This window comes from Aeromicrobium sp. Root472D3 (assembly GCF_001426485.1).
In the GTDB taxonomy this organism is placed as follows: Bacteria; Actinomycetota; Actinomycetes; order Propionibacteriales; family Nocardioidaceae; genus Aeromicrobium.
The window spans coordinates 58,415-74,133 of the sequence record NZ_LMET01000002.1 but is presented as its reverse complement, the minus strand read 5'-3'; the positions used below and the strand labels follow the sequence as shown (position 1 = coordinate 74,133).

Below are 15,719 nucleotides of genomic sequence, written 5' to 3'. Positions count from 1 at the left end.
ACTACGGAGCCCAACACGCACGAGCGTGATTCCGATGTACGCACGCCCGACTAGACATCAGGCTTCTGAAAGTCGTCTGACCCAGGAACTGTCGTCGTGAAGTCGCGCAACGCGTGCGGGCTCGATTGCGGCACCCCCAGAGGTCCGCACCATCTTCTTCGCAGCACCCCCATTCACAAACAAGGAGAGCAATGTCCGAGCCGAAGTTCCAAATCCGCCTCATCGTAGAAAGCACCTTCTCCGAGGCCTACCGGATCCGCAGACAACTTGAGAAAGCCACCGACAAGCACGACGTCATAGCGTTCGCGTACGCCGTTCATGACCTGAATCCCGGACCGGAAACAGAATTCCTATGGCCATCTCCCGATCAGCAACCACTGTTGACAGAGACCAGCGAAACAATCTGGACCGATCCCTTCAACACCCACATGCGGCTACTCAAGGAGTTTCGCAGCAACATGGACATTGCGGATCACGTCCGCGTCCTTGCCGAGTTCTACCCCGAGGCGTCCCTCGAATACGCCTGGAGAGACGTCAACCCCACGGAGTCATCCTGCGGATCCTGGGTCGAGCACAAATTCGCGCACGGTCAAGAACTCCTCACCCTCGAACTCTGATTTGGCGCAAGAATCTTGCGACGGAATTGCAGCGGCGTGCGGGGCGCAGCCTCCTAGAGGTCCACGAGACCGGACTCCGACTGTGCTCGCGGCACGACCGCGAGATGCCTGGGTAAACCTAGAGCCCTTGGCGGTCCGCCCCACTCCAAGTCGCGACTACCAGCATTGCGTGGAAATCAGAGAAGCATCTTGCTCGGTAACGTGCGTGTGCAGCCCATGGAGGATGTCGTTACGTAGATTGGGCACGAGGGAGTCCGAGAGCAGCGTCAGCAGGTACTGACGGTCCGGCTCGGGAACCACCCCGCGGAGCGACGCGAGAAGAGCGCCCATGCCTTTGTACTGACCTTGGCGAGTTCCGTCGAGCTTCGGCTCCGTGCATACGGCAAGACCAACGCTCAGCGCTGCCGCGCGGAGCACCCTTTCGAGTCCAACACGGGCTGCGTCTTGACCCAAACGGGTGCCAGATCCGGGCGAAAATGTGCAGGCAAGGTACGACCTTGCGGAAGACTTGACCCGTGAGTCACGAGTCGTTGCCCAACAACCACAAGCTCCTCCTGCAAGAACTACTTCAACTGTGCGAGGACAACCTCGGCGCGTCGACCGAAAGCGCGGTCCTGGCCGTCATGCACGGGTGGCTCGTCCAGACAATCGACACAGTGAAAGCTGCTCTCGTCGTCCACGACGCGGGGCTAGCGAGCGCAACTAGCCCCTTGGTTCGTGCGGCGCTCGAGAACGCGGTCGGAATGCACTGGCTCCGGCAAGTCCAGGATGCAGGACTCGGTGGGCTGCACAACTCACACAAGCGGTGGGCGGGAAACCTCAAAAGAGCACTTTCAGCCGCCGAAGCGCAAGACCTGGATCCGGATGACCCGAAGTGGCCCGCGGCATGGGCCGAACTCGTAGCGCAAATCGAATCACAGCCGTCTGCGCCCCATGTGAAAGGCGGTGGAAACATCGCTGAGAGGTTCGAGGTCACTGAGCTAGCCCACGTGTACGTAGCGTGGCTTAGTGAAACGTCCCTGAGCCACGCCACTCAGGCGTCGGCAACCCCGTACCTAGAGCAAGTTGACGACATTTACCACCTCTCCCGTAAGCCGCACGCGTCGCGCGGTGAATCGTTGGAAGGTCGCTGCTTTGTCGCACTAGATATTGCTCTCCATGCAATCGCAGAAGTTTTCGATTCAGAGCCGCTGCGCTTGAAGCTGACGGACATCGAGGACCGCTTCGCAGCCTCTGCGGGCGACATGAACGAGTCGTAGGGGCGGGGCGAGTACGGGCTGGGCACTCCCGACCATCAGAACGACTAGTACACCTTCCTACACATTGGCGAAGTATAGGAAGGTGTACAGCCGCCGACGCTGGCCGCTGACTACACTGGGATGAGGCCCCAGTCGCGCACGGACCGACCGGGCGCGAAGGTCCACTCTCCGCGGCACTTGTCGCACCAGATGTGTACGTCGTGGTCGCGAGCACCGGGGATGTTGTCGTGGTCCTCGACGACCTCACCCGCACCGCACGGGCAGAGGTAGGTGACCTTCTCGATGTCGCCATAGCCCTCGGCGCCACCGAACCCTCCGACCTCGCTCGCGCTTCGGCTCACGAACTTGGTGCGCACCGGCGTCGCGGCGGGATTCGTCGCGAACCACTCTGAGATGGCCCGGACCCCGGCGTCGTAGACCGCATCGAAGGCGCCCGCGTCGAGGAGGATGGTGAGCAGGTCGTCCGGAGCATCGGCCGGGCCGTGCTGGTTGTACGCGATGCCGTCGACGTAGTCGCGAGCGATGTCGCCGACCGGGTCGTCCCGCCGTGCTTGTGCAGATATCCAGTCGTGGAACGGCGTGGCGACAGGCGCGGAGGCCAGGGGCACCCACCGAGGGGCTGCCGGCTTGCCGGTCGCCACCCGGTCAAGCGCGTCACGGAGGTGCGGGAGGCCGGCGGGACGGTTGTGGTGCGCTCGCGGCGGGGTGCTGCCGTCAGCGAGCTGGCGCACGTAGTCGTGCTCGGCCTCTGAAACGCCAATTAGAAGGTTCGGGCCACCGCTGTCTGTCTGGACGAGCGGGAGTCCGAGGGCAGCAGCTGCCCAGATGAGCCGACCGTTGGAGATGTAGCTGCAGTGCGGAGCGAGGAGCTTCTCCGCGGTGTGCTTGAGCCGGTAGCTGCTGACTGCGGCGTCGGCCTCCGTGGTGGGCGTGAACATGCGAAGCATGTCGATGACCAGGGCGAGCTCGATGTAGTCGGTCTGCCCGTTGAAACTCCACGGGCGGTCGGCGTAGTGGCCGTTGTCGCCAAGGACAGGACCGTCTTCGTCGGCGCCGACCAGCGGGTGGTCGTCGAGGACGGCGATGAGGTCCCGTGCGCTGAAGCGGTCGCCTAGGAAGCCCTGGGCGAGCGGTGACCTGATCTGCCGCCTGGCGGCGGTGTACTTCGTTGCGGTGAAGGTGGACCAGGCCCGCGCGTCCTGTTGGGAGGCGCGGTCGAGGTTGTGGTTGTCGGAGGACATACTCTTCTCTAGATTCTGGGCTGCATCCCACGCTTGTCAGCCCGGACAGGAGAATGGTCTCTAGCCGACTGAACTGAACTCTTGCTGGTTCGGCACCCGTTGTCCTCAGTGCCTGCGTCGCGTGGGGACTCAGACTCAGAGTGAGGCAGACCAGCCCACCTCGTAAGAGAACAGTACCTGGTGCCTGGTGGGTCGAGCAGTTCTTGCCTAGGGTTGGCGGGAATTTCGGCGCTTGCGGGAACAGGACCGGTCCGGATGGGAGGCTGGGTCCGTGGCAACGGTCGATAACGCGACGAAGGTGAAGCTGGAGCACCTGCTCGGCATGGGCGGCGGGTACGTCCTGAACTACTCGAACGCGTCGTTCGCAGCCTTCGTGCGCGACAGCATCGGAATAGACCCGTACGAACGTCACGACGGGTCGAAGGCCCAGGTGCTGCGGCACCTGTGGTTCAGCCTGTCGGACGCGGAGTTCGCGAAGCTGACCATCGACATGCTCGAGTACCGGCGGCTCACCGAGGACCTTGGACAGGTGGAGCTGACCGACCGGACCGACGCCGACCGTCGCCTGGCCGAGGAGCTGGTTGGCCAGCTCCGGCCACTGCTTGACGAGTCCGAGCGGGTAACCGGCGAGGAGGCCGAGTTCCTGGCCCGAGTGGTGGACCTGGACCTGAGGCAGGTGCCGGTCGAGCTCGACCTGCAGGCCGTCATCGCGGACCGCCTGCAGGAAGTCGAGGTGTGCTTCGACAACGGGGCCCATCTGGCCGTCGTCATCCTCTGCGGCAGCACCCTCGAAGGACTGCTGTACGAGGTCGCAAGGAGCCACCCGGCCGACTACAACCGGGCCAAGGCCGCACCCACCCGCGACGGGAAGGTGCGGCCGTTCTCTCAGTGGACCCTCAACGACCTGCTGGACTGCTCTCGCGAACTCGGGCTTCTGGGAAAGGACGTCACGAAGTTCGGCCACGCGGTCCGCGAGTTCCGCAACTACATCCACCCGCAACAGCAGGTCGCTGAGAACTTCCGGCCGCGAAAGGTCACAGCTCAGGTTGCCAGGCAGGTGCTGTACGCGGCGATCGACGACCTCGGCACCCGCACGTCGCGCACCGACCGCTAGCTGTAACGCTGACTCGTTGGTCAGGCTTGACGCTATCTGCGGCTCAGGAAGCCGAGCAACGGGAACTACCTCACGGCGAAGGCTCGCATGCGCTGGCGACGTGTGATCAGATCCGCCGCGAACATCAGGCTTGACCCAGGGCAGCGTGGACGTGTCGCAGGCGTTTGAGAGCATGTGCCGGTGCTCAAAGCCTTCGTCGACGAGTCCTACTGCGACGACTGGTTCTACATGGTTGCGGCCGTCGCTGACGACGAGACGGTCGCAGCCATGACTGCTGATCTGAACGACCTGACCGCTGACCTCTCCTACGGCTTCGACGTCGACGCGCGTGCCGAAATCCACGGGTACGACCTGATGCAGGGGCGATCCATTTGGAAAGGTGTTGAACTTCCACTACGAATCTCTGTCGCTGCGCGAGCGCTCACGGTCATCGCTGACCACGACGTCAAGTTCCTTATTCGAGGCCTCGACCGCACGGCGCAGCGCGCGAAGTACCGCAAGACCGTCTACCCGCCGTACCCGATGGTCCTGACCCACATAATGCAAGAAGTTGACCGCTACGCCGCGGCGCTTGGCCAGAAGGCAGTCATCACCTGCGACGAAATCCACGAGCATGACCGTCACCGCGCGATGCTCGAGGATCACCGTGCCAAGGGCACCCCGACCTACCGAGCGTCGCATCTCCGCAACGTGGCGGGTGAGTTGCAGTTCGTAACGTCCGAGTCTGAGCGGATGGTGCAGGCCGCCGACCTCGTTGCCTATCTCAAGCATCGGATCATCTCGAAACCGAACGCAACCGGCAAGGAGGCACGCACCCGCCGGCAACTGTGGTCAATCGTCAACTCGAAGGTTGAGTCTGACTACTGCTGGGTGCCCTGAAATGCTCAACGGCCTCGGGATACCGAGGCCGCTGGCTGGATGGGAGGCACAACAGGCGTCCCTGAGAGCAGGATAGCGCCGCGAGCGCTCCGCGCGCGACCCATTCCTAACGTTCCCCGCGGCTACCGTCGACCGAATGCAACTCGCCGCACCATCTGAGTCCGCCACGCCGCCCAAAGCTTGGGGGATCGTCGCAAACGGGCATTCGACGCGCGGGTCAGGAGGTACTCCCTCCCCAACCCGTGAGGTTCGCATTCCAGCATTCCGCGCCAGCATTCGGTTAGCCCGTACTCACCGGATCACAGAGAAAATTTCGGCACAGTCCGAACGTGTGCGGCGACTTTCGGACGCGGTGTAGCAGCCGATTCCCGGTTTCCGGCCTCGCACTTGACACGTGGCACCAGTGGCAGGCGGCGTAGCCGACGCTCAGCAGGATCGGACGGTCGAGCGTCCGCGCGAGCTCGAGCGCCTCGGGGCTCCACTCCCACCAGTCGACGGGGTTGTCGGCGTGCTGCTGCAGGTACGGCGACGTGGCATCGGCGAGGCGATTGGGCATACCGCCACCCTAGGTCGGCCCGACGCGTCCGCGCCTCAGGCGTCGAACAGGTTGCCGGGGTTGAGCACGCCGCCGGGGTCGAGCGCGGCCCGCACGGCCCGCTGGACGTCGAGGGACGTCGCGTCGAGCTCGCGGGCGAGCCACGACCGCTTGAGCCGGCCCACGCCGTGCTCGCCCGTGATCGTGCCGCCCAGGTCGAGGGCGTGCTCGGTGATGCGGTCGAAGGCCCGCATCGCCGCGGCGCGACCTGCCTCGTCGTTGTCGTCGTAGATGATCGTGGGGTGCATGTTGCCGTCACCGGCGTGCCCGAACACCCCGATCGTGAGTCCCTCGTCGGCCGCGACGGTCTCGATCCGCTCGAGCAGCTCGACGATGCGTCCGCGCGGCACGCAGACGTCGTCGAGGAGCCAGTCGCCGAGCTGCTCGAGGGCCGGGAGCGCCAGGCGACGGGCCTCGAGCAGCTGCGCACCCTCCTGGGGATCGTCCCCGACCGCGACGTCGACGGCCCCGGCCGAGTCGCAGTGACCGGCCACCGCGGCCAGGACGCCTGCCGCGTCGGTCGTGTCGCACTGGGCCAGCAGCATCGCCGCGGTGTCGGGCTCGAAGCCCATGCGCGCCATCCGGTCGACCGCCTGCAGCGTCGTGCGGTCCATGATCTCGAGCATCGACACGGGCACCCCCGAGCCCGTGACGGCCGCGACCGCGCGTCCGGCGTCGGCCAGCGACGCGAACGTGGCGACCAGGGTCAGCGCCGGCGACGGCGCCGGCAGCAGGCGCACGGTGACCTCCGTGACGACGCCGAGGGTGCCCTCCGAGCCGACGACCAGGTGGGTCAGGTCGTAGCCCGCGACGCCCTTGGCGGTGCGGCGCCCGGTGCGCATGACGCGACCGTCGGCCAGCACGACCTCGAGCCCCAGCACGAAGTCGCCCGTGACGCCGTACTTGACGCAGCACATGCCCCCGGCGTTGGTCGCGACGTTGCCGCCGATCGTCGAGAACCCGACGCTGCCCGGGTCGGGTGGGTAGAACAGGCCCTGCTCGGCCACGGCGGCCCTCAGGTCTCCCGTCACCACCCCGGGCTGGGCCACGGCCAGGCGCTCGACGGGGTCGACCGACACGATCGCGTCCATGCGGTGCGTGCTCAGCACCACGAACTCGCCGTCGCCGTTGGCGGCGCCGCTCAGGCCGCTGCCCGCGCCACGCGTCACGACCCGCCACCCCTGCCGCGAGGCGATGCGCAGGCAGTCGGACACCTCCTGGGTGCACGTCGGTGCGAGGACGGCGAACGGGATCGCGCGAGCCGTCAGGCGCGACTCGTCGTGGGCGTACGCCGCCGTGACGTCGGGATCGGTCGACAGCACCACGCTGCCGAGCTCCCCCAGGGCGAGGGCGTCGGTGGCGTTCACAGGCATCGCGCCGAGAGTCCTCCGTCGACGGGGAGGCAGACCCCGTTGACGTACGCCGCCCGGTCGGACGCCAGGAACACCGCCGCGTTGGCGACGTCCCAGGGGGATCCGACGCGACCCGTCGGGCTGCTGGCGTCACGTGCGGCGAGCGCCGCCGCCAGCTCGCTGTCGCCCGTGATCTGGTTGGCGACGAGCGGGGTGTCGATCATGCCGGGCAGCACGGCGTTGGCCCGGACGCCACGGTCGGCGTACGTCAGCGCGAGCGACACGGTGAGCTGGTTCAGCGCCGCCTTCGTCGCGTTGTAGGACGGGTACACGTACCCAGTGTCGCGGATGCTCGCGACCGACGACACCGTCACGATCGATCCCCCGCCCGCCGCGAGGAGGTGCGGCAGGACGTGCTTGGCCGTCAGGAAGGCCCCGGTCAGGTTGACCGACACGGCCGCGTCCCACTGATCACGCGTCAGGTCGAGCACCGAGCCGCCCGTCGCCACCCCGACGTTGTGGTGCAGGACGGTGGGGCGTCCGACGAGACGCACGGCCTCGGCCACGACGGCCTCCACGTCGTCCTCGGAGGTCACGTCCGCCCGCAGGCCGACCGCCTCTCCCCCGGCGGCGACGACCTCCTTCGCGACCCGCTCGGCCTCGTCGAGGTGCCGGTCGATCGCGACGACCCGCGCGCCGGCTGCACCGTAGGCGCGGGCGGCGGCCTCGCCGTTGCTGAGCCCCTCCCCGCCCGACCCGGCGCCGAAGACGAGCACGACCCGGCCGCGCAGCCCGGTGCCGTCGTGCCCGGTCACGCGACGATCTCCTCGACGAGCAGCTCGAACGTGATCGCCACGAGGTTGCCGACCTCGGTCAGCTCGCCCATGGCCACCTCGCCGTGCCGGTCGACCACGACCGCGCCCAGGTGGGCGTCACCGCCCGACACGTGCCCCGACAGTGCGACCTCGGTCGCCGGACCGTCCGACACGACCACGCCGTCAGGCCCCTCGAGGGTCGCGCCGACCAGGCTGCCGAGGCTCCCCCGGACGCCGGCCCGGTCGAAGCCCGCGACGGCCATGACCTCGTGGATCGCGTCGTGCAGCTCGATGCCCGGTCTGACCCGCGACATGACCGCCCGACGCCTCGCGACCGCAGGGGGCCGCACCGCGGCCGCGCGCGGCGTGAACACCGGCATGCGGGTCTCGTCGTCCGTGCCGCTGGTCAGGTCGACGGCGTCGAAGGCGTGCACGACGACCTCGAGCGGAGTCGCGCCGACGGCCGTGTCGGGCCACAGGTGCCCACCGCGCAGCCGCCCCGACCGGTCGAACCACGCCGCGTGGCAGTGCATGAACCGCTCGCCGTCCCGTCGTCCGACGGTCGCCGAGCCGCGCACGAGCTCGGCGGGGGTGGCGGCCTCGTGGGTGTCGCTGTACCAGGCGGCGGTCGAGCCGTCGGGGCTCACGGCCGGGAAGCAGTACGACACGCGGGCGAGCGGCCCTCCGACGAGGTCGACCTGGGCGGAGTCGAGACCGAGCCGGACGAGCTCGTCGTCGATCGCGTCCACGAGGCGTCGGCCGGGCGCCAGCGAGACCCGCTCGACGACGACGCCCGTCTCGACCGAGGCGATCCGTGGCGCGACGGCGGGGCCGGGGTGCGTCAGGGGCGCGAGCCGAGTGGGGGTGCTCACGAGGCACCTTCCATCTGCGGCGCGTACGGCCCCCACTGCCGGTGGGCCAGCTCGTCGCGGATCGTGCGCTTGACGATCTTGCCGTAGCCCGACGTCGGCAGGGCGTCCCAGAACAGCACGTGGCGTGGCAGCTTGTAGCGCGCCATCCGCTCGCTCAGCCACGTCGTGAGCTGCTCGGCCGTGAGGGTGTGCCCCTCGCGCAGGACGCACACCGCGACGCCGATCTCGCCCCACTTCGGGTCGGGGACGCCCAGGACGGCGACCTGGTCGACGGCCTCGTGCGCAAGGATCTTCTCCTCGATGTCGCGCGGGTGCACGTTCGATCCGCCCGAGATGTACATGTCGGACGATCGCCCCGTGACGTAGACGTATCCCTCGACGTCCATCACGCCGAGGTCGCCCGTGCGGAACCACCCGTCGCGGAACGCGGCGGCATCGGCCTCCGGGTTGTCGAGGTAGCCCGCGAAGACCGCGGGTCCGGCGACGCACAGCTCACCGATCTCGCCGGGCCCGACCTCGGCACCCGTGTCGTCCTGGACGCTCACGAGCATGCCGGTCCGCGCGTGGCCGCAGGTGCCGGCAGCGAGTCCCTCGGGGACCGGCCGGCCGTGCTCGGCGCTGCGGAGCGCCGTGATGTTGCCCGTGACCTCGGCCAGTCCGTAGTACTGCACGAGGACGTCGCCCAGCAGCGTCCGCGCCCGCTGCTGGTCCGCCTCGTACATCGGCGCGCCCGCGTAGATGACGTACTCGAGCGACGAGTGGTCGTGCTGCTCGACCGCCGGGTGGTCGACCAGCACCTTGAGGATCGTCGGCACCGTGAACATGTTGGTGACGCGCTCGGCCTCGACGAGCGACCAGACCTCGTCCGGGTCGAGGCTCGTCGAGGCCGGGATCACCGTCGCGGCCCCCCTGACGACCTGCGGCAGCATGTGCATGCCGGCCCCGTGCGAGAGCGGCGCGACGACGAGCGACGCATCGTGCTCGTCGGTCGTCGGCATGAGGTCCGCGAGGTGGTTCGTGACGACGAAGCCGAGCTGGTCGTGCGTCAGGATCGCGGCCTTGGGGGCACCGCTCGTGCCCGACGTGAAGAAGTACCAGGCGTGGTCGCCCTCCCACGTCGGACCGGACGGGACCGGTGCCGCGGCGACCGCCGCCGCCACGGCGTCGGGCTGCCCTGAGGCGTCGATCCACAGCACGCCGCCCGGGAGCCCCAGGGCCCGATCGACCGCGGCGACGTGCGAGGCCGTCGACGCGTGGGCGACCACGACCTTGGGCCGGCACACCCCGGCGATCACGACGATGTCGTCGTCGTGCAGCCGCGAGTTGACCGGCGCGAGGACCGCCCCGGCGCGCCACGTCGCGAACATCGCCTGGACGAGCTCGGGATGGTTGGGACCGTCGACCATGACGCAGTCACCCGCGACGACACCGCGTCCGACCAGCTCGGCGGCGAGCGCGTCGACCCGCTCGTCCAGCTCCCGCCACGTCCAGCGGGTCGACCCGTGCACGACGGCGGTGCGGTCGGGCAGCCGGCGGGCCGTCTGCCGCAGCAGCTCGGCGAGGTTGACGGCCCTGCGGCGGGGGCTCATCGGACCCGCTCCAGCACCGTGGCGTAGTTGGCGACGGCGGCACCGCCCATGTTGAAGACCGCGGCGCGGTCGGCGGCCGGCAGCTGCATGTCGCCCGCCTCGCCGGTCAGCTGCATCGCCGCCATGACGTGCTGCGAGACCCCCGTGGCGCCCAACGGGTGCCCCTTGGCCTTGAGGCCTCCCGACCGGTTTACCGGGAGCACGCCGTCACGCTCGGTGCGCCCCTCCTCGAGCACCTGGTGGGCCTTGCCGGGGGCCGCGATGCCGAACGCCTCGTACTGCAGCAGCTCGGCGATCGTGAAGCAGTCGTGGGTCTCGAGCAGGTCGAGGTCGTCGAGCCCGACGCTCGCGTCGGCGAGTGCTCCCCTGAAGGCCCGCCCGGCGCCCTCGAACGCGATCTGGTCGCGCCGAGAGGCCAGCCTCATGTGGTCGTTGGCCTGGGCCCGTCCCGCAACGCGCACGGACCGCCGTGCCGCTCCGGCGACGTCCTCGGACGCCACGACCAGCGCGGCGGCGCCGTCGGACACCATCGAGCAGTCGGTGCGCAGCAGCCGGCCGGCCACGACGGGGTTCCGGTCCGACGGGGTCGCGCAGAAGTCGAGACCGAGGTCGCGGCGCATGTGCGCGTAGGGGTTGTCGACGCCGTTGCGGTGGTTCTTGGCCGCGATGCGCGCCATCGCGTCGTGCGGCTCGCCGTGGCGCTCGGCGTACTGGTCGGCCAGACCGGCGAAGATGCCGGCGAAGCTGCCCGCCGCCGACTCGGTGGCCCGGTGCCCGCCGCCCAACAGGATGTCGTTGATCTCGTCGTTGCCGGTCGCGGTCATCTTCTCGGCACCGATCACCAGTGCGACGCGTCCGCGTCCCGACTCGACGTGGTCGAGGGCTGCGAACAGCGCCGCGCTGCCGGTGGCGCACGCGTTCTCGAGGTGCGTCGCGGGCAGCAGGGCTAGCTCCGGTCGTCCGACACCGACGAGCGCGCCCTCGAAGCCCTGGCGCGAGAAGCCGTTGTTGAACACGCCGACGTAGATCGCGTCGACGTCGTCCGGGGTCAGACCCGCGTCCTCGATCGCCGCCGTGGACACCTCCGCGAGGAGGCTCTCGACGTCGGGCTGCTCGCTTCGACCGAACCGCGTGTGGGCCCAGCCGATCGCGTGGGGGCGTGATGTCATCGGGTTCCTCCTCACGTGCCCACCGCGCCGGCGACCTGCCACCGGCGTCACGTGACGGGCACCACATCACCGTGCCCGAGGAGCCGAGCCGGGCGTCACCGCTCGCGGGAGGGACCGGCGTCCGGCTTTTCCTCGATCTGTAGGACGCGCGTCGCCGCGTCACCGCCTTCCGACGCAGGGAGGAAAGGTGCCCGTCGAACTGCACTCTGCGACCGTGGTGCGTCGCGGACGTGCCGATCGACACTGGGCCCACCCCACCCAGGAGAGATCTCGTGCGCGCAGTGCTCAAGACCCAGCCGTCCCCCGGCTTCGACCTCGTGTCCGACCACCCGGACCGGCCGCTCCGCGCCGGGGAGGTCCGCATCGCGGTCGAGGCCGTGTCGGTGTGCGGCACGGACCGCGAGACGTACGAGTACGGTCCGGCCGTCGTCGAGCTCGGACTCCGACTGCCGGTCGTGACGGGGCATGAGTGCTCCGGCTCGGTCGTCGAGGCCGCCTCGGACGTCTCACGCGTGCGCGTCGGCGACCGGGTGGCGGTCGAGACCCACGTCGCGTGCCACGACTGCTACCAGTGCCTGATCGGCAACGCCCACAACTGTCTGCGGATGGAGCTGGTCGGGCTGACGATCGACGGCGCCTTCGCCGAGCGGATGGTGCTGCCGGCGTCGACCTGCTTCCTGCTGCCGGACGAGATCACGACCGAGACCGCCGCCTTGCTCGAGCCCGCGGGCAGCGCGATGCACGCGATCCAGCGCAGCGGGCACGACCTGCTCGGAGCGACGGTGCTCATCAGCGGGGCCGGACCGATCGGGCTCGCCGCCTCCCAGATCGCCCTGGCCAAGGGAGCCGAGCGGGTGGTCGTCGTCGAGCCGCACGCCGGCCGAGGCGCGCTGGCCGCGGACCTGGGAGCCCGCGTGATGCGGCCCGGCGACGGGCTCGTCGAGGCGGTCCACGAGCTCACGGGTCGGGCCGAGGGGGTCGACGTCGTGCTGGAGTGCTCGGGCGTCCCGTCCGCGCTCGAGCAGGGGCTGGAGGTCGTGCGGCGCGAGGGCACCGTCGTCAGCGTGGGACTGATGAACCGCCCCGTCGAGCTCGCGACGACGCGTCACCTCATCAGCCGCGGCATCACGCTGCGAGGCAGCTTCGGCCGGCGGATCTGGGACTCGTGGACGGACCTGGCGTCGCTGGTGGCCGCGGGGCAGGTCGACCTGACGCGTCTCATCACGCACCGGTTGGAGCTCGAGGACGTCGAGACCGCCATCGAGCTGCTCGGGGGCGACTCGTGCAAGGTCGTGCTGTACCCCGGCGGCGTCCCCGGGGTCGCGTCCACGGCGCGAGGCGCGCGGGAGCTCGCCGGCTCCGACCGCTGACGGACGGGTCGGCACGCCGTCACGTCGGGTCGGTCGTCCCGAAGGGGTCGCGGCCGTCGGCCCGCATCAGGTCGACGACGTGGAGCCCGAGGTGCAGCTGCAGACGCACGGCGCCGTCGTCGAGGTCGACGGCGGCCGCGTCGCGGATGCGGTCGAGCCGGTAGTACAGCGTCGTGCGGTGGATGAACAACGCCTCGGACGCGGCAGGACCCGACCCGGCGTGGTCGAGGAACGCCCGTAGCGTCTCGGTCAACCGTCCCGACGGATCGGCCGCGGCGAGCCTGCGCAGCGGAGCCGGCACCGCCGTCACGTCGAGCTCCGTGGACGGGATGCGGGCCAGCAGGCCGAGGACGCCGGTGTCCTCCCACGCTGCCACCGGATCACGTCCGAGTCGTCCCGCCACCGTCGCCGAGAGCCTCGCCTGCCGGGCCGACACCCACGCCTCGGCCAGGCCGTCGACGACGTCACCCACGCCCGCGGTGACGAGCACGGCGTCGCCGGCGACGTCCTGGACGTCGTCGATCATGGTGCGCGCCTCGCCGACCAGGTCGCCGGTGGACCGTGCGGCGGGGCCGGTGTGGACGAGGTAGCCGACGTCACCGGCGACCGCGTGCAGCGCCTCGCCGCGCCGCCGCGACCGCGCCGCGACGACGGCGTGACGCAGGGCGATCTCGCCGGCGTCGCGTCCCGCGCGACCGCCGGGGCCGAACGCGAGCGCCACGACCCTGACGGGCGCGCCGGCGGCCAGGCGCAGCGTCGGCGCGAGCTCGCGCAAGGCGGCTCCCCTCGGCGCGGGATCGGCGTCGAGGGCCGCGGCGATCGTCGCCTCGGAGTGCGTCGCCTCGGCCGAGCGCGCGTCGCCGCCCATGAGCGGCGCGATCTCGGCCGCGACCTCGGCGACGCGGTCGAGATCGTCCTGGGTCGCCGAGCCGTCGGCGTCCATGATCATGAGCATGCCCAGCACCTCGCCGCGCCACCGGACGGGCACGGCGACCCTCGCCTGCAGCCCCACCTCGTCGAGCGCCGGGATGCGGCCCGGCCGCGACCACTGCGCGACGTCGTGCGCCAGGACGTGCCCGATGGCCTTCGCCCCGGCGTCGCGGTTGAGCATCGCCCGGATGCGGACGGCGTCCTCGTCCCCGAAGTGGGGGCTCGCGTACAGCATCCGGACCTCGGGGTCGTTGACCACGACCGACCGGCCGAGCTCGTCGGCGAAGCGGTCGACGACAGCCTGGATCCGGTCCTGCGCCATGCCTCGATGCTAGTGCCGCGGTCCACGGGCGGCCTGGTCGGCGGGGACGGTTCGACAACGAGAGGAGACACAGGACCACGTCTTCGTCATCGGGAGGTCGTGACTCAGGTCACGCCCGGGAGAAGGTGTGTGAGGCCCGTCACCGGGCCTGGGACACGACATCACAGACTGGAGCGACGATGACCTCTCGCACACACCTCGCAGGCCCCCACCCTTCAGGGAGCGGTGACGAGATGGCCGACCGCGTCATGCGCAAGGTGGCCTTCCGACTCATCCCGTTCCTGGGCGTCGCGTACTTCCTCAACTACATCGACCGCACGAACATCTCGTTCGCCAAGCTGACGATGAGCGAGGACCTCGGCCTGACCGAGTCGATGTACGGGCTCGCGAGCGGGCTGTTCTTCGCCGGCTACATCCTGCTCGAGGTGCCCAGCAACCTCGCGCTCCACAAGTTCGGCGCCCGCCGGTGGATCGCCCGCATCCTGGTGTCGTGGGGGCTCGTCGCTGCGCTGATGGCCTTCGTGCCCAACGCCGGCAGCCTCTACGTCCTGCGGATCCTGCTCGGCATCGCCGAGGCCGGCTTCTTCCCGGGGATCATGCTCTACCTGATGTTCTGGTTCCCGCGTGCGGTGCGGGTCCGGCTCGTCGGGGTGTTCATGGTCGCCCTGCCGCTGTCGAGCGCACTCGGCTCGCCCATCTCGGCGACGATCATCCAGCACATGGACGGCTTCCTCGGCCTCGAGGGCTGGCGCGTCATGTTCCTGATGGAGGGCATCCCGACGGTCCTGCTCGGCATCGTCGCCTGGTTCTACCTGACCGACCGACCGAAGGACGCCGCGTGGTTGACCGCCGACGAGCGCACCTGGCTGGACGCCCGCATCACCGCCGAGCACGAGCAGACCGCCGACTCGGGCCACGTCTCGGTGCGCTCCTCGCTGCGCAACGGCACGGTCTGGGCGCTCGGGCTCGTGTACTTCGGGATCGGCTACGGACTCTTCGCGATCAGCTTCTTCCTGCCGACCATCGTCGCCGGCTTCGCCGAGACGTTCGACACGACGTTCTCGATCGCTCAGAACGGTCTGATCGTCGCGGTCCCGTTCACGCTCGGCGCGATCGCGCTGCTGCTGTGGTCGCGTCACTCCGAGCGCACCGGCGAGCGCATCTGGCACGTCATCATCCCGACCGCGGTGGCCGCCGTGAGCATCCCGATCGCGATGTACATGGACTCGCCGCTGGCCACGATGGCCGTCATCAGCGTCACGGCGATCGGCATCTTCTCCGCGCTGCCGGTCTTCTGGTACCTGCCGACCACCTTCCTCAGCGGTGCGGGCGCGGCCGCGGGCATCGCCCTGGTGAACACGATCGGCGCCTCGGCGGGTCTCGTCGCACCGTGGCTCACCGGGCGCCTGCTCGACGTGACGGGCAGCTCGCGGGCCGGGCTCTGGGTCGTCGGCATCATGATGGGCATGGCGGTCGTCGTCCTGCTGGCGCTGCGGCAGCGGCTGGGATCGTCCGACCCCGTCGCGGAGGACGCCGAGCGGATCGACGCCTAGACCGGCGTCACGTCGAAGGGCCCCGGAGCGATCGCTCCGGGG

13 protein-coding genes and 1 pseudogene are annotated in these 15,719 nt (G+C 69.5%); 6 read left to right on the top strand and 8 right to left on the bottom strand.

All coding sequences use genetic code 11. The annotated features are described in order from the left end of the window. Positions 1 to 191: 191 nt before the first annotated feature. Positions 192 to 617 (top strand): hypothetical protein, encoded by a 426-nt coding sequence (locus ASD10_RS15165; RefSeq protein WP_056610796.1) that lies wholly within the window; start codon positions 192 to 194, stop codon positions 615 to 617. Positions 618 to 1,132: 515 nt separating this feature from the next. Then, positions 1,133 to 1,876 (top strand): hypothetical protein, encoded by a 744-nt coding sequence (locus ASD10_RS18905; protein WP_157432672.1) that lies wholly within the window; start codon positions 1,133 to 1,135, stop codon positions 1,874 to 1,876. Between the two features lie 110 nt (positions 1,877 to 1,986). On the opposite strand, the gene ASD10_RS19245 is transcribed toward ASD10_RS18905, so the two are convergent. After that, a complete protein-coding gene (locus ASD10_RS19245) occupies positions 1,987 to 3,117 on the bottom strand; it encodes a hypothetical protein (RefSeq protein ID WP_056610791.1) in 1,131 nt (376 codons plus the stop codon). A gap of 271 nt (positions 3,118 to 3,388) precedes the next feature. Between ASD10_RS19245 and ASD10_RS15150 the strand changes: the two genes are divergently transcribed. Continuing rightward, positions 3,389 to 4,231, top strand: a complete 843-nt coding sequence (locus tag ASD10_RS15150) for a hypothetical protein (RefSeq protein ID WP_056610787.1) — start codon at positions 3,389 to 3,391, stop codon at positions 4,229 to 4,231. Between the two features lie 180 nt (positions 4,232 to 4,411). Next, positions 4,412 to 5,110 (top strand): DUF3800 domain-containing protein, encoded by a 699-nt coding sequence (locus ASD10_RS15145; RefSeq protein WP_056610784.1) that lies wholly within the window; start codon positions 4,412 to 4,414, stop codon positions 5,108 to 5,110. A gap of 391 nt (positions 5,111 to 5,501) precedes the next feature. Here ASD10_RS15145 and ASD10_RS19625 read toward each other — a convergent pair. The 6 genes and pseudogenes from ASD10_RS19625 to ASD10_RS15120 form a co-directional block, all read right to left on the bottom strand. After that, positions 5,502 to 5,666, bottom strand: a pseudogene (locus ASD10_RS19625) (DUF255 domain-containing protein); the annotation flags it as partial. Positions 5,667 to 5,701: 35 nt separating this feature from the next. Beyond that, positions 5,702 to 7,078, bottom strand: coding sequence for an FAD-binding oxidoreductase (locus tag ASD10_RS15140; protein ID WP_056610781.1), 1,377 nt, complete (start codon positions 7,076 to 7,078; stop codon positions 5,702 to 5,704). Next, positions 7,069 to 7,872 (bottom strand): SDR family NAD(P)-dependent oxidoreductase, encoded by an 804-nt coding sequence (locus ASD10_RS15135; RefSeq protein WP_056610779.1) that lies wholly within the window; start codon positions 7,870 to 7,872, stop codon positions 7,069 to 7,071. The genes ASD10_RS15140 and ASD10_RS15135 overlap by 10 nt, the downstream gene beginning before the upstream one ends. Then, complete coding sequence (locus ASD10_RS15130) at positions 7,869 to 8,744, bottom strand: PCC domain-containing protein (RefSeq protein ID WP_056610776.1); 876 nt, start codon at positions 8,742 to 8,744, stop codon at positions 7,869 to 7,871. The genes ASD10_RS15135 and ASD10_RS15130 overlap by 4 nt, the downstream gene beginning before the upstream one ends. Continuing rightward, positions 8,741 to 10,333: an AMP-binding protein gene (locus tag ASD10_RS15125; protein WP_082556329.1), complete on the bottom strand. Its 1,593-nt coding sequence runs from the start codon at positions 10,331 to 10,333 to the stop codon at positions 8,741 to 8,743. The genes ASD10_RS15130 and ASD10_RS15125 overlap by 4 nt, the downstream gene beginning before the upstream one ends. Beyond that, the gene (locus ASD10_RS15120; RefSeq protein WP_056610774.1) at positions 10,330 to 11,502 is read right to left on the bottom strand and encodes a thiolase domain-containing protein; all 1,173 of its coding nucleotides are present in this window, start codon (positions 11,500 to 11,502) and stop codon (positions 10,330 to 10,332) included. The genes ASD10_RS15125 and ASD10_RS15120 overlap by 4 nt, the downstream gene beginning before the upstream one ends. 272 nt (positions 11,503 to 11,774) lie before the next feature. Between ASD10_RS15120 and ASD10_RS15115 the strand changes: the two genes are divergently transcribed. Continuing rightward, on the top strand, positions 11,775 to 12,872 hold the full coding sequence (locus ASD10_RS15115) for a zinc-binding dehydrogenase (RefSeq protein WP_056610772.1): 1,098 nt from the start codon (positions 11,775 to 11,777) through the stop codon (positions 12,870 to 12,872). Positions 12,873 to 12,891: 19 nt separating this feature from the next. Here the strand turns inward: ASD10_RS15115 and ASD10_RS15110 are convergent, their stop codons facing one another. Continuing rightward, complete coding sequence (locus tag ASD10_RS15110) at positions 12,892 to 14,124, bottom strand: CdaR family transcriptional regulator (protein ID WP_056610769.1); 1,233 nt, start codon at positions 14,122 to 14,124, stop codon at positions 12,892 to 12,894. Positions 14,125 to 14,357: 233 nt separating this feature from the next. Here ASD10_RS15110 and ASD10_RS15105 point away from each other — a divergent pair, with 233 nt between their 5' ends. Further along, a complete protein-coding gene (locus tag ASD10_RS15105; protein ID WP_200938332.1) occupies positions 14,358 to 15,677 on the top strand; it encodes an MFS transporter in 1,320 nt (439 codons plus the stop codon). Positions 15,678 to 15,719: the final 42 nt, after the last annotated feature.